The sequence below is a fragment of the Bacillus sp. FSL R9-9497 genome, from assembly GCF_038005805.1.
In the GTDB taxonomy this organism is placed as follows: Bacteria; Bacillota; Bacilli; order Bacillales; family Bacillaceae_G; genus Bacillus_A; species Bacillus_A cereus.
In genome coordinates, this window is record NZ_JBBOTY010000001.1 from 337,550 (window position 1) to 358,356 (window position 20,807).

The window sequence follows — 20,807 nt, forward strand, 5'->3', positions numbered from 1 at the left end:
ATACTTTATTGATACACTGGAAGAGATAAGAAATGAGAGGTAGGGTGCTATGGAGAAGGTAAAGGCGATATTATTTGATAAAGATGGGACATTAATGGATTTTCATTCAATATGGATAAAAGTAGCTGAAGAACTTGTAGCTGAATGTATAAGTTTATATCATTTACCAAGTACAATAGGGCAGACCTTATTAGAAGAGATCGGTGTAGAGGGAGCATTTGTTAATCCGAGGAGTGCAATAGCTGCTGGAACAAGCCTTGATGTAGCGAAGGGGCTTTGTAATTATATTGAGTCTGCTAGAGAAGAAGAGATGCATCATTGGGTAAGTGAGAAGTTATTTTCCCTTATGTATGAGCATCGTTCGCATATGAAAATGACAGCAGATTTACCGAAAGTGTTACAGGCATTAAAAGATAAAGGATTTATATTAGGGGTTGTCACGGCGGATGATTTTGCACCAACAGAATTATTTTTAAAACAATATAAGTTGGAGAACTTTTTTGATTATATTATAGCCTCGGATACATTCCCTGCGCAAAAACCAGATAAAAAGATTATAGAAGTGTTTTGTGAGAAATTTAATTTAGCATCATGTGAGGTTGCGGTTGTTGGAGATACGCCAACTGATTTACATTTAGCCAAAAATGGCGATTGCTATGCAATTGGGGTGCTATCTGGTACGGGAGACCGTCCAACATTAGAACCACTTGCTGATTTAGTGTTAGATTCTGTTGAAGAGTTTATTTCTCAATCGGGTGAGTTTTTCTGGGAGAAAGAAAAATCTAATGTGTAAGGAAAATAAGTCTATAAAGACTCTTAATGAGTCTTTATAGACTTATTTTTTATGCCTGGATACAAAGAATATAGGATAAATGCTAGAAAAGAAAGTTGGCATACATTTTGCAATAAAAAGAGAAAACAATGTAAAGAAAAGGATGGGGTACGCAATGAACACAAAAAAATTTGCTAAAGTAAATGAACAAATTCCAGGACCGAAAGCGGCATCTTTATTAGAACGCCGTCAAAATATAGTACCAAAAGGAGTAAGTAACGGCATCCCAACGTTTGTACAATCTGCAAATGGTGCTCTTGTAACAGATGTTGATGGTAATCAGTACATTGATTTTGCAGGAGCAATTGGGACAATTAACGTAGGGCATTGTCATCCAACGGTTAAAGAAGCGCTCCATAAACAAGTCGATCAATACATTCATACTGGATTTAATGTCATGATGTATGAGCCATATATTGAATTAGCGGAAAAGCTTGCGGCATTGGCACCGGGAAGTTTCGATAAGCAAGTCCTCTTTTTAAATAGTGGTGCAGAAGCAGTTGAGAACGCGGTGAAGATCGCTCGTAAATATACGAAGAGACCTGGTATTATCGCATTTTCTAAAGGTTTCCACGGGCGTACATTAATGACAATGACGATGACAAGTAAAGTGAAGCCATATAAATTTGGGTTTGGTCCATTTGCTCCAGAAGTATATAAAGCGCCATTTCCATACGAATACCGTCGCCCAGAGGGATTAACGGAAGAGCAGTATGATGATTTTATTATTGAAGAGTTTAAGAACTTCTTCATATCGGAAGTAGCACCAGAAACAATCGCAGCTGTTGTAATGGAACCTGTTCAAGGGGAAGGTGGGTTTATCGTCCCAAGTAAGAAATTTGTTCAAGAAGTACGCCGCATTTGTTCAGAGAACGGCATCTTATTTGTAGCGGATGAAATACAAACAGGCTTTAGTCGTACAGGAAAATATTTTGCAATTGATCACTATGATGTCGTTCCAGATTTAATTACAGTGTCTAAATCATTAGGTGCTGGTGTACCGATAAGTGGTGTCATTGGACGTAAAGAAATTATGAATGAGTCTGCACCAGGTGAACTTGGTGGAACGTATGCAGGAAGTCCATTAGGATGTGCGGCTGCATTAGCTGTTCTCGATGTAATAGAAAATGAGAAATTAAATGATAGAGCGATAGAATTAGGAAAAGTCGTAATGAACCGATTCAAGGAGATGAAAAATAAATATCATTGCATCGGCGATGTGCGTGGGTTAGGTGCAATGTGTGCATTTGAGGTCGTTCAAGATCGTAAGACGAAAGCACCTGACAAAACGTTAACGGCTAATCTATGTGCAGAAGCAAATAAGCGTGGGTTACTGTTATTATCAGCAGGAACATATGGAAATGTTATCCGTGTGTTAATGCCTTTAGTTATTACAGATGAGCAACTTGAAGAAGGTTTAACAATAATTGAAGAATCATTGCAAGCTTGTTATGAGCAAACAAACATCGCTCGCGTTTAAAAACTGAAGTATAAATAGCAAACATTCTAGCTGACTCTATATTAAATGCAGAAAATTCACTTTATAATAAAGGTAGTGAAGTGGATCGATGGATTTGAAGTTAGGGGTGGCTAGGATGGTTGCAGAAAAGGAACGAGTGTTAATGGATTTAAAAGATGTATTTGAATATGCGTTTGACGAAATTTTTGTTACAGATGAGCAGGGGATCGTTGTGCGTGTAAATAGTACATGTGAAAGGCACTACCAACTAGCTGCCGAAGAGTTAGTTGGTAAGCATGTAAAAGAACTACAAAAGGATGGAATCTTTTATCCATCAGCGACATTAGAAGTGATTGAAAAAAAGAGGCCAATTGAACTCGTTCAAACTACAAAATCAGGAGAGTATTTACACGTTCGTACAAGGCCTGTTTTTGATGATGAGGGAAATTTAAGAAGAGTGATTAGTTATTCTCGGGACCTTACTGAACTCTATCAATTACGTCAAAAGGTAGAGGAAATGGATAATCAGCTAAAAACATATAAAAAAGAATTAAGAGAAACATATGAGCATGAAGGACTTATTTTTAAAAGTCTAGCTATGCAAAAAATAGTCGATACAATCAAAAAAGTATCTGTAGTGGATAGTACTGTTCTCGTTTTAGGCGAGACTGGAGTTGGGAAAAGTCGATTAGTACGCCATTTACATGAAGTGAGTCACCGTAAGAATGAAAGTTTCTATGAAATTAATTGTGCGGCATTGCCAACTAATTTAATTGAATCGGAGCTTTTTGGATATTCAGGTGGATCTTTTACAGGTGCGAATCGTGAAGGGAAAAAGGGACTATTAGAATCCGCGCATAAAGGAACTCTTTTTTTAGATGAAATCGGTGAAATGCCGCTGGAAATTCAAGCGAAGCTTTTGCAAGTATTGCAAGAAAAAACATTTCGTCCTATAGGCGGAAGAGAATTAAAAAAAGTGGATGTTCGAATTGTGGCGGCAACAAATAGAGATTTAAGTATGATGGTGAAACAAGGAACATTTCGGAAAGATTTATACTATCGTCTGAATGTTATTCCAATTGCAATTCCCCCGCTTAGGGAAAGAACAGAAGATATTTTGCCGCTTATTTATCATTACTTGCAGCACTTTAATAAAAAGTACGGACGTGATGTGAAACTAGCGCCGAGTACGTTACAAATGTTTGTTGGATATCCGTGGGAAGGAAACAATAGAGAAATAGAGAATGTAATTGAGAGAATTGTTATTACTGTCGATGATGTTGTAACGGTAGAGGATTTGCCACTCTCTATGCAAGAGGCTGCAGTTGAACAATCGGGGCAAAGCCTTTATAAAATGCTGGAAGAGGTAGAGAGAAATATTATTCTTAAAGCGTATAAAACGTATGGATCAAGTTATAAAGTGGCTGAGTTTTTGCAAATTAGTCAATCTGCTGCTACTAGGAAAATTAAGAAGTTCATAGAGGAGGAAGAAAACATTGGATAAAAAGGCGACTTTCGTAAGTATAGATAAAAAGGCGATGTATATAAATGGTGAGTGGATTACACTACAAGAACAAATTGAAGTAAATAATCCTGCGACGAAGGAAATATTTGCAACTGTACCAAAAGGCGGAGTAACAGAGGCAAAGCAAGCTGTTGATGCTGCACATGAAGCTTTTAAAACGTGGTCTAAGTTAACGGCAGCAGATCGTGCAACGAAGTTAAAAAAGTGGTTCATGCTTATTGATAAAAACAAAGAAGAGATCGCAGCGATTATGACAAAGGAACAAGGAAAGCCGTTTGCAGAAGCGCTTGGTGAAGTAAATTATGCAAATAGTTTTGTTGAATGGTATGCAGAAGAAGGGAAACGTGTGTATGGTGAAATGATTCCTGCTTCTCATCCGAATAAGCGCATTTTAGTTATGAAGCAACCAGTTGGCGTTATGGCAGCTATTACACCTTGGAACTTCCCGGCAGCGATGATTACGAGAAAGGTAGCCCCAGCGCTTGCAGCAGGCTGTACAGCCGTTGTGAAACCGGCGAGTCAAACGCCATTAACTGCATTGAAATTGGCTGAATTAGCTCATGAAGCAGATATTCCAAAGGGCGTAATCAATATCGTAACAGGTAGTGCAAAAGCAATTGCTGATACATGGATGGAAGATAGTCGCGTTCGAAAAGTGTCCTTTACAGGGTCAACGGAAATTGGGAAAGAGTTAATGGCTAGTGCGGCGCAAACGATGAAAAAAGTTTCACTTGAGTTAGGTGGTCACGCTCCGTTTATCGTAATGAATGATGCAGATTTAGATAAAGCAGTAGAAGCGGTGATTGGTTCGAAATTCCGTAACGCAGGACAAACGTGTATATGTACAAACCGAGTATTCGTTCAAGAAGAAGTATACGAAGTATTTGTAGAGAAGTTCCAAAAGGCAGTAGGGCAGTTGAAAGTAGGAGACGGTTTCAGTGACGGAACGACTGTCGGACCACTTATTGATGAGAATGCAGTTTCAAAAGTACAAGAACATATTGAAGATGCTATTCAAAAAGGTGGAACAGTTTTATATGGTGGTCAAAAGGTCGCAGAGTTAGAGGGACATTTCATTCAACCGACTGTAATTGGATTGGCAAATGATACGATGCTTTGTATGAATGAAGAAACATTTGGGCCAGTGGCACCAGTTGCGAAATTTAAAACAGTTGATGAAGTAATCGAACGTGCAAATAATACACCATACGGTTTAGCTGCGTATATTTTCACGAAAGACATTAGCCAAGCATTCCAAATTAGTGAAGCGTTAGAGTACGGTATTATCGGTCTAAACGACGGTCTTCCATCAGTTGCACAAGCACCATTCGGTGGCTTTAAAGAAAGTGGTATCGGTCGTGAAGGAGGCCATTTCGGCATCGAGGAATATTTAGAAATTAAATATATTTCATTGGGACTATAAGTAGTATACTAGAATCTCTATAAGGTAACAGAGAAGGAGATTTTAGTATGGTATATTGGCTATTATTACTTGTTACAATTATTTTTGAAGTAGCTGGAACAATTGCGATGAAACTATCAAATGGTTTAACAAAGCTCGTTCCGAGTGTACTGATTTTCGTATTCTATGGTATTTGTTTTAGCGTATTTGCCATCGTCGTTAAAAAGATTCATTTAAGCATTGCTTATGCTATTTGGTCTGGCGTTGGAACATTACTTATTACAATCATTAGTGTTTACTTTTTTAAAGAGCATATTAGTTTATTCCAAGCATTTTGTATTCTTTTTATTGTTTTGGGTGTCATTGGGCTTAAGGTTTCATCGGCATCATGAAAGCTATCTTTTGTAGAAGATAGCTTTTTTCTATTTGTGCAGTTAGCAATTAATACGACAAAATATGACAAGAAAGCGTAAAGCATTTTGTTATGATACATATGAAATATTGTCTTATGTGGGGGAAAGAGTATGTTAAAAAAGGTGAGTCAAATTTTTTTGATTTTTGGCATAGCTTTTAGTTTAAGTGCTTGCACTGAGACTAAAGATAGTAATGAAAGTAAACAAGAAGATGTTCAAGATAAAGTGTATAAAATAGGGGAGACAGTAGAAGTAGATGGTTTGCAAGTAACTATCGATTCAGTTAAATTAGGATATCCGGATTATGATGAGGATAAAAAGAAAGAGGAGATTTTGGGGATTATTTTCAAAGTGGAAAATAATAGTAAAAAGGAAATACCTTTTGCATTTTATGAATTTGAGATTACCGATAAGAAAGGTACAAGATTTAAAGAATATAATAACCCTGATAGCTTTATTAGTAAAAAGTTAGCACCAGAAGAAAAAATTCAAGATATCATGCTATTTGACGTAGCGAAAGAAAATACGTATATCGCTACGTATAGACCAGAGTTTACACGTGAAAATAGAATAATAAAATTTGAATTGAAACCAAATAAATAAAGAAACACATTGGATTATCCAATGTGTTTCTTTATGGTAATAAATTTAAAACGCCCAGTTACCTTTACGGAAGATAGGCTCATGTCTGCCATCAGCAGTAATACCGTCAATATCAAGCTCAGCTGATCCAATCATGAAGTCGTTGTGTGTGATACTAGCGTTTGCGCCGTTTTCAGCAAGTTCTTCTTTAGACATTGTTTTTCCGCCAACTAAGTTAAATGCGTAAGCATTTCCAATCGCAAGGTGGCAAGATGCATTTTCGTCAAATAGTGTATTGTAGAATAAAACATTTGTGTTTGAAATTGGTGAGTCATGAGGTACTAAAGCTACTTCCCCTAAGAAGTGAGAACCTTCATCTGTTTCTACTAAATGTTTTAAAGCTTCTTCACCAGCTTCAGCTTTATAGTCTACAATACGTCCGTTTTCAAATGTTAACGTGAAATTATCGATAATATTACCTGCAAATACTAACGGTTTTGTACTAGAAACTTGGCCGTTTACACCTGTTTTAAGTGGCATTGTAAATACTTCTTCAGTTGGAATATTAGCCATAAATGGTACGTTCTTTTCATTTAAGCTACCAGCACCAGCCCATACATGTTTTTCTGGAAGTTCGATTGTTAAATCTGTTCCAGGACCTGTATAGTGAAGAGCTTTATAATGCTTTTCGTTTAAGTAATCCACTTTTGTATGTAATGTTTCATCATGTTCTTTCCATGCTTCTACAGGATTTTCTAAATCAGCACGAGTAGCTTTGAAAATAGCATCCCATAACTTTGCTTCTTGTTCTTCTGGCGCTACGTCAGGGAATACTTTCGCAGCCCATTCTTTCGTAGGAACAGAAATGACACACCAACTTACTTTATCTGCTTGTACGTAATCACGGTATACTTTCATTGCTTCTCCAGCTACTTTATGAGCTGTTGCGATACGCGATGGTTCTACACCTTTTAATAAATCAGGGTTTTCTGCATAGATAGACATAAATGCAGCGCCTTCTTTTGCTAATTCTTCACGAGCATGTGCTTTCCAAGATGGAAATTCAGCGAAAGCTTCTTCAGGAGCTAGATCGAATTTTAAGCGTGTTAACGTCTCATCATTCCAATCTACATATACGTGTTTTGCACCAGATTTATATGCTTTTTCTGTAACGAGGCGTACAAATTGTACAGCTTCAAGAGGTGCACTAATTGATAAAGTTTGTCCAGGTTGAATATTAACACCAACATTAACTGCAAGAGCAGCATATTTCTCTAACGTTTGTTCAAATGACATATGTATAATCTCCTTTAATTTGAAAGATTTCTTACTATATATAATACAAGAAAATTCTAAAAATATATATAAATATAAAGTAAAAAGAGAGCTCAAAATGTATTGAGCCCTTATATTTACTTAATTGAAGAAGCAAACTGCTCTACAGTCGTTGTATGGTGTATACGAACGCGCTTCATCTTTAACAATTCATCAGGTTCACCCTTCGTAATGAATTGCCCAGGCTTTGTCGTCGGCGCAAATTGATAATACTTCTTCGTTTCTGCAACAACCTTATCATCTACATGACCGAATGGATAAGCAATCGCGATAACAGGCTTACCTGTTATTTTTTCTAGCTTTTCTTTTGAACCTTTTAACTCTTCCTCATAGTTTGTAATTTTCGGTAAATCTGCATGTGTTGCAGTATGAGATTGCACCGAGAAAATGCCGGAATCAACCATTTCTTTTATTTCAGAAGTAGACAATGCTCCTTCTACATCAACGTTATCAACAATCATATATTCTGTTGCTGCCGGTTTAAAAGTATCATCTTTTAGCTTTTGTAAAATGCGAAATGCATTCATATTATTTTTCATACCGTCATCAAATGTAACAAAAATCGGCTTATTTACTTTATTTATATCGCCCCAGCGTTCAAACGTTAAAAGCGTATAACCATTATCCTTTAAATATTTTATTTGTGCTTCAAAGTTAGCTGGTGATACGAATAAGTCTTTAATACCTTGACCATGATAATCATCGATTGCGTGATACATAAGAACAGGAACCTTTTGTTCGAAAGTAATAGTAGATTTCGTAAGCGGGATTGTTTTCCCATCTTCTTTCATTCCTGTTGCTTCAATTTGAAACTCACCGCGTTTTCCTTCAAATTCTTTTATATCAAAAGAAATTGCAAATTGTTTCTCCTTTTCTTTAGAAGAAAAAGATTTAGCACGTTCCTTTCCATCAGCTGTGCGCCAAATTTTATATTGTACTTCATTTAAAGAATCTTTTATGTCTGTAATATGAATACTTGTGTTTGTAGATTCATGTGTAATTGCATTATATGAGATTTTACCTTGTTCTTGCACAGTCTCTGCTTGTTTCTTAATCCCTTGAGCCGTTTTCTCTTTTTTAGGTTCTGGACTTACATTGTTAGTATTACAGCCTGCTAGAATGGCAGACGTACATAAAGCAATTGCTGCGTATTTTCTCATAAAAATCACCTTCTATTGTGTAGTATGTTGCATATTTACATTAAAATCCCCACCGCTATAAGAGTGGTGGGGATATACCCTTGTTCATCATATCATTTGAAGAAAATGAGGGGAATATGATTTTTAGGAGGTTATTAATGTAATAGATTAGTGACTTTGAATAGATGTGTTTTTTTGTTTCTTATTAGAATTAATAATAATATAACCGACTACAAAGATAAGAGGAATAATGAAGACATAGATAGGCATTCCCCATACATAATAGCTTTTCAGGGTTAAGACTAGTAAATGTAAGAAATCGAAAAGGGCGTGAATTTTCATAAGGTCCTCCAATGTTTTTTTACAAATTATAACATTTAATACTTGTTATTTGTATAATTTGGAAAGTAATTTAAGCTAATTTTAAAGTAAGAAGAAGACTTATTAATATGCAATTTTGCATAAGGATATGTATTTTATTAAAATATAAAGATTTTATACTATAATAAAAACCGCTATAAAACTAAGTAAGAATAATGTATGGAGTGGAGAATAGAAATGAAATATAAAAAAATAATATATATCTTTTTCATATCGCTATTTATAGTTGGTTGTCAAAGTGAAGTGAGTAAAGCAAATAGTGTGGAAGAGTATATTCCATCGCATTTTATGAATGCGGAAGTGACGGCGGATATTATGACACTTGAGATGGAACCAGATACTCTTAAAAAGGTAGGGAGTATTGGTCAAAGAATGAGAGAACATCTAGCAAGTAATATGGAATGGTATTTAAAATATGTAGAAGAACATGCAGAGAAAAAAAGTTTTCCATATCACCCTAATTTCGGTGTTACAAAAGAAGAGTATGAGTTTGTACTAAATGCAATTGATCAAAGTAAATTGGTTAATACAAAAGATGGAAAGCTGAAATTTAAGAAAAAAAATGATCATGAAGTAGAGATTTTTTCAAGTGAAAGCATAAAGCTCCTTAAATATGTAGTTATTGATACGAAGAAGAATATAGTAAAAACATCTCTAGGCGAATGTGAATATTTTGGAGAAATACTGGCGTCACCAGAACAGAAGTTAACTGGACCTTGGCACGGAAAACAATGGATGTTAAAAAAAGATGATTTAATATATATATTTTCTTTAGGGAAAATGGAAGCAGAAAATAAATCAATTATTGATATTTCGGTGAAAGGTAAATATAAGGGGGAAATTATTAATAAGGAAGAGGCATTAGAGTTTTCTTCAGTTTCTTAAATGATGACAATAAAAAAATCACCTTGCTGTCTAAGCAAAGGTGATTTTTTATTAAATAAACAATCCAGCGATTGTCGCAGATAAAATAGAAGCAAGTGTTGATGCAAATAGCATTTTCCAACCAAATTTAGAAACAACGCTTCCTTGTTTTTCAGAAAGGGCACGGATTGTACCAACGATTGCACCAATTTGGCTAATACTTGCGAAGCTAATTAAGAATACTGTAACGATTCCAACTGTACGTGGAGCTAATGTTGTAGCTGTGTCTTTTAAATCAAGGATTGCTACAAACTCATTTAAAACAATCTTCGTACCCATAATACCACCAGCTGGGATAATATCTTGAGTTGGAATACCCATTAAGAATGCGAATGGAGAAAGTACGTAACCGAAGATTTGTTGTAAAGTAATGGCATGTCCCATTGCGCCTGAAGCTGCACTAATTACGTAGTTTACAACTTCCATCACACCGATAAAGGCGATCATTAATGCGGCAACGATACCAGCTACTTTTAAACCATCAAGCGCACCGTTAATCATTGCACCGATAAAGCTGTCCCCGAATAGCGTTCTATCAAATTTTTGAATCACTTCATCTTCTTTCTTCGTATCAACTGGTGTTAATAACGAACAAACGATTAAGCTTGAGAATAAATTTAGCGGAAGAGCTGCTAGTACGTATTTTGCATCTAACATCATTACGTATGATGCTGTAACAGAAGCAGAAACGGAGCTCATCGCAGAACAACAAATGATAAACATACGGTTTTTATTGAAATGCTGTAAATCGTTTTTAATAACGATTAACGCTTCACTTGAACCGAAGAATACAGAGTTTACTGCGTGGAATGACTCAACGCGTGGTAAACCAGTGATTTTTGAAATTGCACCGCCGACAACGCGAACGATGAATGGTAAAACACCTAAATAACTAAAGATTGAAAGTAGTGCTGAGAAAAATACGATAATTAATAATACGTTTAAGAAAAAGACAAAATCTCTTTGAATTCCATTAAAGAGAAAATCGACACCTGTCGTACCAAGTTTAATTAGTTTGTTGAAAACTTTACTAATGAAAATAATGATTTGTTGACCAATCTTTGTAGCAAACATAAACCAACCGATTAAAATTTGGAAACCAATCATAATTGCAATTGCACGGAAGTTGATTTTACTTTTGTTGTTTGACAAAGCAAAACATAAACCTAACACGGCAATAATACCGATAATGCTCATTACATATTGCATGTAGTTGCCCCTTTCAGAAGTTCGTATAAAGTTTGTACATAAAACGCTCGTTATATTACTAAAAATAAAGGAATGAGGTTTTATGTCATACGTAAGATGTCTGACCTTTTAGAAAAATAAAAATAAAAAAAGACCCATATGGATTCACTTTCATCTATGAGAGAAAGCTAATCAATATGAGTCCTTTTTTGCGCATAGGCTAATATTCATTAGTTTTCCCCATAGTCCAGCAATTTAAGGTTGCCGGGTAGAAACTCTCGATCCATATTATCAAGTATATATGAGGTAACATCGTCCGTATTAAATTAGTAGTAGCGTAACATTAACAGAGAAGTATCGTCAATAGCTTTTTTTCTTCCAATAGAAAAAGACCATATAAGTATGATAAAATGTAACGCAGTGTTATGAAAAAGAGAGGTCGGAAAATGAGTATTAAAATGACGCCACCAGTTGAGAAAAACGAGTTTATAGATGTAGTATTTGAAGATTTAACACATGATGGTGCCGGTGTTGCGAAAGTAAAGGGCTATCCTATTTTCGTTAAAAACGGATTACCAGGTGAAGAAGCGCAAATTAAAATTATTAAAGTGAAGAAAAACTTCGCATTTGGTCGTTTAATGAAGCTTCATACAGAAAGTCCATATCGTAAAGATGCTGAATGCCCAGTATATAATCAGTGCGGCGGTTGTCAGCTTCAGCACTTAACTTATGAAGGACAATTACAAGCGAAAGAAAAACAAGTACGTGACGTTATGCAACGTATCGGAGGACTAGGCGATGTTCCTGTTCATCCTGTACTTGGCATGAAGAACCCGTGGGTATATCGCAATAAAGCACAAGTACCAATCGGAGAACGTGAAGGCGGACTTGTAGCTGGTTTCTATCGCCAAGGAACGCATGATATCATTAATATGGAATCATGCTTAATTCAGGCAGAAGAAAACGATACATTAATTCAAGAAGTAAAACGTATTTGTGAAAAGCACGGTATCACTGCGTACAACGAAGAGCGTAACAAAGGAACACTTCGTCACGTAATGGCTCGTTACGGACAAGTAACAGGGGAAATTATGCTTGTCTTCATTACACGTACAGCAGAATTGCCGAACAAAAACGCAATCATTGAAGAAATTGCAGCGAAATTCCCAGAAGTAAAATCCATTGTTCAAAACGTAAATACGAAGCGTACGAATGTAATCTTCGGAGATAAAACGACAGTACTATACGGATCAGAATATATTTATGACTTTATCGGGGACATTAAATTTGCGATTTCAGCACGTTCATTCTATCAAGTAAACCCAGAACAAACGAAAGTGCTATACGATAAAACGTTAGAATACGCAAAATTAAGCGGTAACGAAACAGTAATTGATGCCTATTGCGGAATCGGATCAATCTCGTTATTCCTAGCGCAAAAAGCGAAAAAAGTGTACGGCGTTGAAATCGTCCCAGAAGCAATTGAAGACGCAAACCGAAATGCAGCACTAAACAACATGACAAACGCTGAATTTGGGGTAGGAGAAGCAGAAGTAGTCATTCCAAAATGGTACAAAGAAGGCGTAATTGCTGACACAATGGTCGTAGACCCACCGCGTAAAGGCTGTGACGAAGCATTACTAAACACAATCATCGACATGAAGCCAAAACGCGTCGTATACGTATCATGTAACCCAGCAACATTAGCACGTGATTTAAAAGTACTAGAAGAAGGCGGATATAAAACACAGGAAGTACAACCTGTTGATATGTTCCCGCATACGACTCACGTAGAGTGTGTCGCTTGGCTTAAGTTAGTATAATAGGAAAGCAGTTGATATAGGAAAATCTATACCATCTGCTTTTTGGTTTACAAAAATACCATTCATAAGCGATTTTAGTTAAAATAAATATTGCTGATTTTCACAAATTATAAATTGAGATTTTGAAATTGTATTCATAGTGAGAGGATTTGAATTTAAAATGATAGATAATTTTTGGCGTGAATTACCACGACCATTTTTCGTACTTGCACCAATGGAAGATGTGACAGACGTTGTTTTCCGTCACGTAGTAAGTGAAGCTGGTCGTCCGGACGTATTCTTCACAGAGTTTACAAACTCGGATAGCTATTGCCATCCAGAAGGTATGAAAAGTGTACGTGGCCGTTTAATTTTTACAGAAGACGAACAACCGATGGTAGCACATATTTGGGGAGACAATCCCGAATACTTCCGTCAAATGAGTATCGGTATGGCAGAACTAGGATTTAAAGGCATCGATATTAATATGGGTTGCCCAGTACCGAACGTTGCATCAAGAGGAAAAGGTAGTGGCCTTATTCTACGTCCAGACGTTGCAGCAGAACTTATTCAAGCAGCAAAAGCGGGCGGACTACCTGTCAGCGTAAAAACAAGACTTGGCTTTAAAGAGTTAAGCGAGTGGGAAGATTGGTTAACGCACATCTTCAAACAAGATATTGCGAACCTTTCTATTCATTTACGCACAAGAGAAGAAATGAGCCAAGTAGATGCGCATTGGGAACTAATTCCGGAAATAAAAAAATTACGTGACCGCATTGCACCAAATACGTTAATAACAATCAATGGAGACATCCTTGATCGTAAAATGGGACTGGAACTTGCTGAAAAATACGGCATTGATGGCGTAATGATCGGACGAGGCATCTTCAAAAATCCATTTGCTTTTGAAAAAGAGCCAAGAGAGCATAGCAGTAAAGAACATCTAGATCTTTTAAGACTACAACTTGATCTTCAAGATCAATATGCAGAAGTATTACCACGATCCATAACAGGATTACATCGCTTCTTCAAAATTTATGTGAAGGGCTTCCCAGGAGCTGCTGAACTAAGAAATCAATTGATGAGCACGAAGTCGACGGATGAAGTGCGTGCTTTGTTGGATAAGTTTGAGGATAGTGTTGGTGTGGCTCAGGATAGTGAGACGGTTTAACTTTTAAGCAGTTAAATCATTTCATATGTAGTGCATGACATGAGTGAGTTGAAAATAAGTGCAGAGCTGGAAAAGAACAGTGTATTTGAGAAATCAAAGCACTGTTTTTTTCTTTTAGTTAATGTTAAGAGAAAAATCTTTTTATAGGCATATAAAAAACATGTAAGAGCTCTGTAGATACAATGATAGAGAAAAGTTCGGGTAAGACTATAAAACATATCTTTAAAATGTTAAAGTATTAATTTAGCGGACAATAACTAAAAGGTTAGATTAAACATGATAATTTAAAGCAGGTTATAGCATAAACTTTAACCGCTGAATAAATAATCAACATTTCAGGAGGAAACCCAATGGCAATGAGCAACAACGATATATTAAAAAGAGTAAGATACGCTTTAGATATAAAAGATATAGATATGGTAGAAATCTTTAAACTAGGTGGCGTAGAAGTAACGAAAGAAGACGTAGTTGATATGCTTACAAAAATAAAGAGAGCGCCTCAGCATGAAGCTGAAAATGATGAGGTAGCTGAAGATGAGTACGTAAAAATATGCGATATGATGATGTTAGAGGCGTTTTTAAATGGATTTATTACCTTAAAAAGAGGGAAGCAAGATCCGAAACCAGGGCAGCCTGCACCTGTACAGAGCAAGGAGAGTGCCAATAACCTTCTTCTAAAGAAAATGAAAATCGCACTATCTTTAACGAGTGAGGATGTACTTGATATATTAGATAGCGTGGGCGTTACGGTAACAAAAGGAGAGTTAGGCGCTCTATTAAGAAAAAAAGGCCATAAAAATTACAAAGAGTGCGGCGATAAATACGCAAGGAATTTCATTAAAGGATTAGCTGTAAAGTATAGAGGATAATGAGTTCGTTAAAGCAGTAAATGATATAATAGGTAGAGTAGGACGTTTGTATCCTACTCTTTTTTATTTGTAAAAATACTATGCTAGGTGATGAAATGGTACATACATATTTAGGTGAGACAATTAATTTTCATATAACTTATAAGAAGAAAAAGTCTGTGCGTCTTTTTGTAGATTCATACGGAAATGTGGAAGTGCAAGCTCCGAAAGGAACACCTGTTGAATACTTAGTCCAGTTGCTAGAGGAGAAGTGGGATTGGATTAAGACAACACGTAAGGAAATGCAGGAGCGAGCGCATGGACCACAGGAAAAGGATTACGATCAAGGAGAAGGCTTTTTGTATTTAGGGAATACGTATCCGATACAGATTTCCCAAGATGTAAGCATTGAGCAAGACAATGCGATTTTTGAAGGGGATAAGTTACATATTTATGTGAAAGAGCTTAAGGATGAGAAAATACAGCAAGCTTTAAAACGATTTTATTATAAGCAGTGTAAAACTTTAGTAGAGAAGAGTATTAAATCGCATCAAAGTAATTTCAAAACAAAACCACGTTCTATTCGTATTACAGATAGTAGTCGTACTTGGGGTACTTGCGATTCGAATTTACAGCTAACATTCAATTGGAAGTTAGCAATGGCACCACAGCGAGTAATTGATTATGTAGTTGTTCATGAAATGTGTCATATGGTTCATTTAAATCATGATCGATCTTTTTGGCGTCTTGTCGGGAAGATAATGCCTGACTATAAGGAAATGGAGAACTGGTTAGCTTTATCTAGTTGGAAGATGACGGTTTAATGTTGCGCTTTGTATAGGTTGCGATTATTGTCAATCTTTGTCGGTAAGTCGATATATTTCGAAAATCGCTGATATATTTGAAGTTGCGCCGATATATTTGGAGTTGCAATCGATATGTTCAATGAAGAGAAAGTAAAAGGAGATGTCACAGCAGACATCTCCTCTTTTCGAGTATATAGATTATCGTCCAAACTTCACAACAAAATCTTCATCAACTTTCTCCATCTCATACCCACGATATCCATCCGAAAGCAACGCCTGCTGTCCAACAGCATCATTCATTAGAATACTTTGAACATCCGTCCAATCTCTTTCTTTATCTCCGCGCAATTCCTTCACAAAAACATACCGCAGACTACCACCATACTTCTCTTTCAGTGCAGCAATCTCCATCCCTTGCGCAAACTTATCCTTCAAACTCGGAATGTTAAAAGGAGCAACGGTGCAGCATACATAATCATATTTGCTGTCTTCTTTTTGCAATTCGGCCATGATGACCTTTGCTAATATTTTTTGCATACCATTTCCTCGGCAGTTCGGATGAACGTTTGAGATTTCTTGATAGATGACGCGGTGTAGTTCACTTTCTGGCAAACCAATATCAAACCCTAAATGTTCATCGTCGATAGGAGGGACGAGTAGAGCGCGAAATGCGATGAGTTCGTTTTCGATAAAAGCACCGATCATCATGCCGTTTCCTTCTAGAATGTATTGAAATTCTTCTTGTGAGAGTGGTTGTAAACGACTTTTATCTTCTAGTGCTTCAACTACAATGTTTTGTAGTGATAAAATTTGTTCGATGTGCTCTAGTGATAGTAATGTAACGTGAAATGATTCGTTATTTTGTTTTAATGTTCCTTCGTATAGAACCGTCATATGATAGTCCTCCTTTAGCGTACAACATCTTGAAAGACGGTTAGTTCTTGTAGTGTATCTTCATTTATTTCAATGCCGAGTCCGGGCTTTTCGTTTAAGCGAATGAATGGTACATCGTAATGTAAGTTTCCGATGTCTTTCGTGAATTTTAATGGTCCCGTTAGCTCTACGCTCGTAATGATTTTCTTTGAGAAAGCGACATGGAATCCTGCGGAAGAGGCAACAGATGATTCGACCATTGATCCCACTTGGCATTCAATGCCGGCCATTTCAGCTTGATGAGCGAGCTTTACAGCTGGATATATGCCACCGCATTTCATTAGTTTTATATTCACTTTATCAGCAGCTTCTAATTTAATAATTTGGCGCATTTCACGAGAACTTTTTAGTCCTTCATCAATCATAAGCGGGAGGTCTGTCTTAGAACGGATATGAGCCATGGCATCAATATCGTCCGCGATAACAGGTTGTTCAATCCAGTCAATGTTTAAATGTCCTAATGAACGCAGTGCTGTTAATGTGTTTGCGCTATTTTTCCAGCCTTGATTTACATCAACGCGAATCGCAATGTCATTTCCTACACGTTCTCGTACAGCTTCAATACGTTTCACATCTTCTTTTACATTCGTACCAACTTTCATTTTGAAAGATTGGTAACCTTTTTGAATCATAGAAGCAGCTTCTTCAGCCATATCTTCAGGATCGGCAATACTTAAAACGTGAGTGACAGGGAATTCTTCATGATAGCGCCCGCCAATTAATTGATATACAGGTTGATTTAGTTTTTTGCCCATTATATCAAAACAAGCAATATCAATTGCGGCTTTCGCTGTTGGAACACCGTAAATTGTATTGTCCATCATGTCGTGTATTTTTTCGATATTCATTGGATTTTGTCCGATTAGGGCCGGGGTTAGCGTATGTTTTAAAGTATGGAAAGTACTTTCCCATGATTCACCTGTGACGTGATCATCAGCAACGCCTTCACCGTAACCGATAATACCTTCATCTGTTTCCATTTTGACGATAATAGAGGGCATATCAGAATAAGAGCCATAACTAATAACAAACGGATTGCGAAGCGGTAAACGAATTGCGTAAAGATGAATAGCTGTAATTTTCATTGAATAGAAACCCCTTCCTGTTTACAATAGTTTTATACATTTGATATAGTTGACGTTAAATAGTCGTTAATTAATGATAAGGAGTTAGAGAAAATGATGATAAAAATTGCAGTTGTCGGTTCAAAGGAGTTTATGGAGAACCTTTTTCCTATTGCTCAAAAATTAGAAGGAATAGAAATTGATCCATATATTTACCTTCATCCGACGGAATCTTCTGAACTATTAAAGTGTCTAAAGCCTTGTGATGTCATCTTTTTCTCAGGTGCTTTACCTTATTATATGGCAAAAGAAATAAGAGAACAATTACGAATTCCAAGTACATACTTACAGCAAGACGAGACAACTGTCGCATCTTCAATTCTTTCTATCATGTATCATCAGAGTATTCAACCACATAACATTTCCATCGATTTAGTAGACCGCTCGTTTATTACAAATGTGTTCCATGATATCGGTATAAAAGAAAGTCCGCAAGTGTTGGATTATGAAAATATGCTGTGGAGTAAAGATGAGATAAATAGAGTTATCGATTTTCATGTAGCTAAATATCAATCTGGAGAAGCTCATTTAGCTTTAACTAGTATTCACGCTGTTTACGACGAGCTTCAAAAAATAGGTGTTCCTTCAGAGCGCATGATTGATCCAACACAATCCATTATACATGGGCTAAAAGATGCAAAAATAAAAGCTGAGTTAGCAAAAAGCTATTCAGCTACTGTTGGTGCTTGTATTATTTCTTCCTTAGAATTACGAGCGAGTTTGCTTGAAAAACTAGATGTCATTTCAAAAGAACTACGTGGTTCATTTAAACAAGTGGATGAAATGACATGCATTTTGTATACAACTCGTGGTGATATCGAATCAATTATTAAAACAAATGCAATAGATAACTTGTTTGCGAGCGTAGAAGGAACGATAGCTATTGGATTTGGTTATGGGAAAACCGTGAAAGAAGCGGAGCAAAATGCAAAAATTGCTCAAAGTTTTGCAAAGAACAATCCAATAGATCGTTGTTTTTATATACTAACAAGTGATAAAGATTTGTTTGGTCCGTTCCCGAAAGAACAGAGAGTACAAAGTTTGAAAAATGATAATCCGGAACTAATGAAAATAGCGAAGGAAACAAAGCTTAGTCCGGCCAATTTGTCAAAAATCATTCAATTTAGTCAATCGCACCCGTCATTGAAGTTTACAGCAGCTGACCTTTCTGAGTACTTACAAGTGACTCGAAGATCGACAGAAAGGTTGTTAAAGAAATTAGTTGATTACGGGTATGCTCATATTTGCGGCGAGGAAATGCCCTATCAACAAGGGCGACCTCGCGCACTATATGAACTGAATTTACCGCTATTTTTAAGCTTCTAGTTGAGCTTTTTGTTTCTTTAGTAGTTCTGCTTTTTCAATGTCTGATAGTTTTACAATTGTGAAGCCTGTTATACCATAAATGATTGAGATAATAGGTACGATGAAATTCAAAATAGCATAAGGAGCATATTCAAATGCACCTACGCCAAGTGTTGCGAGAATAAATACACCGCACGTATTCCAAGGAACGAAGACAGAAGTTAATGTTCCACCATCTTCTAATGCTCTGGATAAGTTTTTTGAATGTAGTCCTTTTTCCGTGTATGCATTTGCGTACATTCTTGAAGGGACAACAATTGAAATATATTGTTCAGAGCAAGTAAGGTTTGTTGCAAAACAAGATGCGATAGTAGAAGCGATAAGCCCTTTTGCTGATTTCGCTAACTTTAAAATTTGATTTACAATTGAGCGAAGAATACCTGTATGTTCTAATACTCCTCCGAAAGTCATAGCGACAATTGTCATAGAGACTGTATTCATCATCGAATCTAAGCCACCGCGGTTAAATAGTTCGTCTACTAGCTTGTTTCCAGTGTCTATAACAAATCCAGCTTGGAGTGCACCGACAGATGCTGAGACAGAACCACCTTGAATAAAGACTTGTGATAAAAATCCTAAAATAATACCGACGAGAATCGCTGGTATGGCAGGGACCTTTTTAGCGACCAATACCATAACGACTACGGGTATAATGAGTAGGAAAGGTGAGATAACAAAGTTTTGTTGCAATACTTGTAACGTTTGATCGATGCTCTTCGCATCAATATTGTTAGCGCCGAAGCTTCTTCCTAAGACCGCGTAAACGATAAGAGTAATAATTAAACCTGGAACTGTAGTAAATAACATATGACGAATGTGTGCGAATAAATCTGTATTTGTTAATCCTGCGGCTAAGTTAGTTGTATCTGAAAGCGGTGACATTTTATCGCCAAAATAAGAGCCTGAAATAATGGCACCAGCAACCATTGGAGCTGGGATTCCCATACTTAGGCCAATTCCCATTCCAGCAACACCAATTGTTCCCATTGTAGACCAAGAGCTACCAATTGCTAATGCAACGATAGAACAAATGACGGTAATGGAAACTAAAAATAGTGATGGAGTTAAAAGTTTTAAACCGTAATAAATCATCGTTGCGACGATTCCACCGCCAATCCAAGCACCAATTGTTAAGCCGACAAGAATAATAATGACGATAGCGGGTAATGCAAGACGAATCCCTTTATACATTGCTTCTTCAAGATCATTCCATTTGTAACCGTAACGCCAAGCGACAATAGAAGCAACGGTTGTACCGATAATAAGTGGAACGTGAGGGGTTTGTTTTAATACAACAATTGTAACCATCATAACTGCAACGGTAATGATAATAGGGATAAGCGCTATTCCAAAAGGTATTTCTTTTTTCATAAAGTTCCTCCTTGTTACGTATGTTTGTTTGTATTTTTAGAATTGTCGTAAAATAGACGTTTATTAGGTTATGATAACTAAAAGTTTATGTAAGCGTCAACATAAAAAAACAGAAAATAAAGAATGTTCTAGTTGTTTGTTTAGTTTGTAATATAAGTGCAGAGTAAGGTTTTTAAGTATTTAAAAATAAACAATTGACTTTTTTCT

At 36.4% G+C, this 20,807-nt stretch carries 18 protein-coding genes and 1 riboswitch; of the genes, 12 read left to right on the forward strand and 6 right to left on the reverse strand.

What is annotated here, in order from left to right; all coding sequences use genetic code 11:
* Positions 1-49 precede the first annotated feature (49 nt).
* The 6 genes from MKY21_RS01840 to MKY21_RS01865 all read left to right on the forward strand — a co-directional run bounded on the left by MKY21_RS01840 (position 50) and on the right by MKY21_RS01865 (position 6,234).
* Complete coding sequence (locus tag MKY21_RS01840) at positions 50-793, forward strand: HAD family hydrolase (RefSeq protein ID WP_000416659.1); 744 nt, start codon at positions 50-52, stop codon at positions 791-793.
* 154 nt (positions 794-947) lie between these two features.
* Positions 948-2,312, forward strand: coding sequence for a 4-aminobutyrate--2-oxoglutarate transaminase (gene gabT / locus MKY21_RS01845; RefSeq protein ID WP_016117078.1), 1,365 nt, complete (start codon positions 948-950; stop codon positions 2,310-2,312).
* Between the two features lie 115 nt (positions 2,313-2,427).
* Positions 2,428-3,795, forward strand: coding sequence for a sigma-54 interaction domain-containing protein (locus MKY21_RS01850; RefSeq protein WP_044795613.1), 1,368 nt, complete (start codon positions 2,428-2,430; stop codon positions 3,793-3,795).
* Positions 3,788-5,239, forward strand: coding sequence for an NADP-dependent succinate-semialdehyde dehydrogenase (gene gabD / locus MKY21_RS01855; protein WP_000358129.1), 1,452 nt, complete (start codon positions 3,788-3,790; stop codon positions 5,237-5,239). Before MKY21_RS01850 ends, gabD begins: the two co-directional genes overlap by 8 nt.
* Before the next feature lie 47 nt (positions 5,240-5,286).
* Positions 5,287-5,610 carry a DMT family transporter gene (locus MKY21_RS01860; RefSeq protein ID WP_000263262.1) on the forward strand — a complete coding sequence of 108 codons (324 nt, stop codon included), beginning with the start codon at positions 5,287-5,289 and terminating at the stop codon, positions 5,608-5,610.
* 132 nt (positions 5,611-5,742) lie between these two features.
* Positions 5,743-6,234 (forward strand): DUF4352 domain-containing protein, encoded by a 492-nt coding sequence (locus MKY21_RS01865; RefSeq protein ID WP_000915099.1) that lies wholly within the window; start codon positions 5,743-5,745, stop codon positions 6,232-6,234.
* 45 nt (positions 6,235-6,279) lie between these two features.
* On the opposite strand, the gene MKY21_RS01870 is transcribed toward MKY21_RS01865, so the two are convergent.
* Together MKY21_RS01870 and MKY21_RS01875 are read right to left on the reverse strand one after the other, a co-directional pair.
* Positions 6,280-7,509, reverse strand: a complete 1,230-nt coding sequence (locus MKY21_RS01870; RefSeq protein WP_000007357.1) for an aminopeptidase — start codon at positions 7,507-7,509, stop codon at positions 6,280-6,282.
* Between the two features lie 116 nt (positions 7,510-7,625).
* Positions 7,626-8,708: a polysaccharide deacetylase family protein gene (locus MKY21_RS01875; protein WP_341075302.1), complete on the reverse strand. Its 1,083-nt coding sequence runs from the start codon at positions 8,706-8,708 to the stop codon at positions 7,626-7,628.
* Positions 8,709-9,245: 537 nt separating this feature from the next.
* Between MKY21_RS01875 and MKY21_RS01880 the strand changes: the two genes are divergently transcribed.
* Entirely contained in the window at positions 9,246-9,953 is a 708-nt protein-coding gene (locus MKY21_RS01880) for a hypothetical protein (protein WP_267378173.1), read from the forward strand.
* A 51-nt stretch (positions 9,954-10,004) separates the two neighbouring features.
* On the opposite strand, the gene MKY21_RS01885 is transcribed toward MKY21_RS01880, so the two are convergent.
* Entirely contained in the window at positions 10,005-11,201 is a 1,197-nt protein-coding gene (locus MKY21_RS01885; RefSeq protein WP_044795616.1) for a NupC/NupG family nucleoside CNT transporter, read from the reverse strand.
* 202 nt (positions 11,202-11,403) lie between these two features.
* Positions 11,404-11,505: riboswitch (purine riboswitch) on the reverse strand.
* A 121-nt stretch (positions 11,506-11,626) separates the two neighbouring features.
* Here MKY21_RS01885 and rlmD point away from each other — a divergent pair.
* The 4 genes from rlmD (at position 11,627) to MKY21_RS01905 (ending at position 15,825) form a co-directional block, all read left to right on the forward strand.
* Positions 11,627-13,003, forward strand: a complete 1,377-nt coding sequence (gene rlmD, locus MKY21_RS01890; RefSeq protein ID WP_341075308.1) for a 23S rRNA (uracil(1939)-C(5))-methyltransferase RlmD — start codon at positions 11,627-11,629, stop codon at positions 13,001-13,003.
* Positions 13,004-13,163: 160 nt separating this feature from the next.
* The gene (locus MKY21_RS01895; protein ID WP_000566708.1) at positions 13,164-14,153 is read left to right on the forward strand and encodes a tRNA dihydrouridine synthase; all 990 of its coding nucleotides are present in this window, start codon (positions 13,164-13,166) and stop codon (positions 14,151-14,153) included.
* Positions 14,154-14,503: 350 nt separating this feature from the next.
* Positions 14,504-15,022, forward strand: a complete 519-nt coding sequence (locus MKY21_RS01900; RefSeq protein WP_144575835.1) for a YehS family protein — start codon at positions 14,504-14,506, stop codon at positions 15,020-15,022.
* A gap of 95 nt (positions 15,023-15,117) precedes the next feature.
* Positions 15,118-15,825, forward strand: coding sequence for a M48 family metallopeptidase (locus MKY21_RS01905; RefSeq protein WP_144575837.1), 708 nt, complete (start codon positions 15,118-15,120; stop codon positions 15,823-15,825).
* A 180-nt stretch (positions 15,826-16,005) separates the two neighbouring features.
* Here MKY21_RS01905 and MKY21_RS01910 read toward each other — a convergent pair whose 3' ends face one another.
* Both MKY21_RS01910 and MKY21_RS01915 read right to left on the reverse strand, forming a co-directional pair.
* On the reverse strand, positions 16,006-16,701 hold the full coding sequence (locus MKY21_RS01910; RefSeq protein WP_137074069.1) for a GNAT family N-acetyltransferase: 696 nt from the start codon (positions 16,699-16,701) through the stop codon (positions 16,006-16,008).
* A 14-nt stretch (positions 16,702-16,715) separates the two neighbouring features.
* Complete coding sequence (locus MKY21_RS01915) at positions 16,716-17,825, reverse strand: mandelate racemase/muconate lactonizing enzyme family protein (RefSeq protein ID WP_016117088.1); 1,110 nt, start codon at positions 17,823-17,825, stop codon at positions 16,716-16,718.
* 93 nt (positions 17,826-17,918) lie between these two features.
* Here MKY21_RS01915 and MKY21_RS01920 point away from each other — a divergent pair, with 93 nt between their 5' ends.
* The gene (locus tag MKY21_RS01920) at positions 17,919-19,190 is read left to right on the forward strand and encodes a hypothetical protein (protein WP_000972818.1); all 1,272 of its coding nucleotides are present in this window, start codon (positions 17,919-17,921) and stop codon (positions 19,188-19,190) included.
* On the opposite strand, the gene nhaC is transcribed toward MKY21_RS01920, so the two are convergent.
* The gene (gene nhaC, locus MKY21_RS01925) at positions 19,179-20,600 is read right to left on the reverse strand and encodes a Na+/H+ antiporter NhaC (RefSeq protein ID WP_000711529.1); all 1,422 of its coding nucleotides are present in this window, start codon (positions 20,598-20,600) and stop codon (positions 19,179-19,181) included. The two genes, MKY21_RS01920 and nhaC, sit on opposite strands and share 12 nt — an antisense overlap.
* Positions 20,601-20,807 lie beyond the last annotated feature (207 nt).

Coding starts and splice junctions, on each gene's coding strand:
- MKY21_RS01840 (WP_000416659.1), top strand. CDS start 50: ATGGAGAAGGTAAAGGCGATATTATTTGATAAAGATGGGACATTAATG.
- gabT (WP_016117078.1), top strand. CDS start 948: ATGAACACAAAAAAATTTGCTAAAGTAAATGAACAAATTCCAGGACCG.
- MKY21_RS01850 (WP_044795613.1), top strand. CDS start 2,428: ATGGTTGCAGAAAAGGAACGAGTGTTAATGGATTTAAAAGATGTATTT.
- MKY21_RS01860 (WP_000263262.1), top strand. CDS start 5,287: ATGGTATATTGGCTATTATTACTTGTTACAATTATTTTTGAAGTAGCT.
- MKY21_RS01865 (WP_000915099.1), top strand. CDS start 5,743: ATGTTAAAAAAGGTGAGTCAAATTTTTTTGATTTTTGGCATAGCTTTT.
- MKY21_RS01870 (WP_000007357.1), bottom strand. CDS start 7,509: ATGTCATTTGAACAAACGTTAGAGAAATATGCTGCTCTTGCAGTTAAT.
- MKY21_RS01875 (WP_341075302.1), bottom strand. CDS start 8,708: ATGAGAAAATACGCAGCAATTGCTTTATGTACGTCTGCCATTCTAGCA.
- MKY21_RS01880 (WP_267378173.1), top strand. CDS start 9,246: ATGAAATATAAAAAAATAATATATATCTTTTTCATATCGCTATTTATA.
- MKY21_RS01885 (WP_044795616.1), bottom strand. CDS start 11,201: ATGCAATATGTAATGAGCATTATCGGTATTATTGCCGTGTTAGGTTTA.
- rlmD (WP_341075308.1), top strand. CDS start 11,627: ATGAGTATTAAAATGACGCCACCAGTTGAGAAAAACGAGTTTATAGAT.
- MKY21_RS01895 (WP_000566708.1), top strand. CDS start 13,164: ATGATAGATAATTTTTGGCGTGAATTACCACGACCATTTTTCGTACTT.
- MKY21_RS01900 (WP_144575835.1), top strand. CDS start 14,504: ATGGCAATGAGCAACAACGATATATTAAAAAGAGTAAGATACGCTTTA.
- MKY21_RS01905 (WP_144575837.1), top strand. CDS start 15,118: ATGGTACATACATATTTAGGTGAGACAATTAATTTTCATATAACTTAT.
- MKY21_RS01910 (WP_137074069.1), bottom strand. CDS start 16,701: ATGACGGTTCTATACGAAGGAACATTAAAACAAAATAACGAATCATTT.
- MKY21_RS01915 (WP_016117088.1), bottom strand. CDS start 17,825: ATGAAAATTACAGCTATTCATCTTTACGCAATTCGTTTACCGCTTCGC.
- MKY21_RS01920 (WP_000972818.1), top strand. CDS start 17,919: ATGATGATAAAAATTGCAGTTGTCGGTTCAAAGGAGTTTATGGAGAAC.
- nhaC (WP_000711529.1), bottom strand. CDS start 20,600: ATGAAAAAAGAAATACCTTTTGGAATAGCGCTTATCCCTATTATCATT.